Origin of the sequence: Corallococcus llansteffanensis (assembly GCF_003612055.1) — a bacterium.
GTDB lineage: Bacteria > Myxococcota > Myxococcia > Myxococcales > Myxococcaceae > Corallococcus > Corallococcus llansteffanensis.
Genome location: NZ_RAWB01001033.1, coordinates 1 through 1,288, shown reverse-complemented (window position 1 = coordinate 1,288; position 1,288 = coordinate 1). Strand labels below are relative to the sequence as shown.

The 1,288-nt window shown below is 68.1% G+C and carries 2 protein-coding genes; one reads left to right on the top strand and one right to left on the bottom strand.

Annotated elements, in window-relative coordinates; genetic code table 11:
* Positions 1 to 94 precede the first annotated feature (94 nt).
* Positions 95 to 748, top strand: coding sequence for a ribulose-phosphate 3-epimerase (gene rpe / locus D7V93_RS43095; protein ID WP_120648681.1), 654 nt, complete (start codon positions 95 to 97; stop codon positions 746 to 748).
* A gap of 16 nt (positions 749 to 764) precedes the next feature.
* Here rpe and D7V93_RS43090 read toward each other — a convergent pair whose 3' ends face one another.
* Positions 765 to 1,151 (bottom strand): response regulator, encoded by a 387-nt coding sequence (locus tag D7V93_RS43090; RefSeq protein ID WP_120648680.1) that lies wholly within the window; start codon positions 1,149 to 1,151, stop codon positions 765 to 767.
* Positions 1,152 to 1,288: the final 137 nt, after the last annotated feature.

The following is a 1,288-nucleotide window of genomic DNA, read 5'->3' as shown; positions in this document are numbered from 1 at the left end:
CCCCCCACCCACCAGGTCCCCCTGTGTCCGGCAGGCTTCTGTCCAGCCGGGCGGAGGTACCGGGTCCGTCCGGAAGCGACTATGAAGCGCCGCCATGAACCGCCCTGTCCGCATCTCTCCGTCGCTGCTCTCCTGTGATTTCAGCCGTCTGGCCGAAGAGGTCCGCGCCATCGAGGCCGCCGGAGCCGACTGGATTCACGTGGATGTCATGGATGGCAGGTTCGTCCCCAACATCACGCTGGGGCCGGTGGTGGTCGAGGCCATCAAGCGGGTGGCGACGAAGCCGCTGGACGTGCACCTGATGATCGTGGAGCCGGAGAAGTACGTGGAGGCGTTCGCGAAGGCGGGGGCGGACGTGCTGACGGTGCACCAGGAGGCGAGTCCGCACCTGCACCGCACGCTCCAGCAGATCCGTCAGGCGGGGGCGAAGCCGGCGGTGGTGTTGAACCCGGGCACGCCGCTGGGGACGATTGAAGAGGTGCTGGGGGAGGTGGAGATGGTGCTGTTGATGAGCGTGAACCCGGGCTTCGGGGGGCAGTCGTTCATCGAGGCGACGGTGGACAAGGTCCGCCGGCTGCGCGCGATGTTGGACGCGCGAGGGCTGGACGTGGACATCGAGGTGGACGGCGGCATCAACGCGCAGACGGCGAAGCGCGTGGTGGACGCGGGGGCGACGGTGCTGGTGGCGGGCAGCTACGTGTTCGGCTCGAAGGACTACGCGGCGGCCATCCGCTCGCTGCGACCCTGAGGGCCCGGGCGCCGGCTCAGGCGGCGCGGCTGTGGGTGACGGCGGTGGCGAGCCGGGCGACGCGGGTCATGAAGGTGGGGTCGAACGGCTTCACCTCGTAGTCGTCCGCGCCCAGCTCGAAGCACACGTGGCGGGTGAACTGGTCCTCCACGCCGCTGAGGATGATGACCTTGCAGTCGCGGGTGGAGGGGTCCTTCTTGAGCTGCGCGAGCAGGTCCCGTCCGTCCTGGTGCTGGTTGAGGTCCAGGATGATGACGGCCGGATGGTGCTGGCGGGCCAGCTCCAGCACGTGTTCGGAGGTGGTGTCGGAGACGCACACGAGGCCGGAGCGCTTGGCTTCCCGGGCGAGTGCGGAGACCAGGAGGGGCTCATCATCCGAGATGAGGACGGTAGGGGGCGTCATGGTCCTCTGGGGGGGAACAGGGGCGGATCAGCGTGTGACACCCTGGAAGTACAGGAAGCCCTGGATCTTGTGAAGAGGGTGAACATTGTCCCGTCCTGAAGGGTAGGTAGGACAACAGGCGGGGGAGCGCCCAGGGA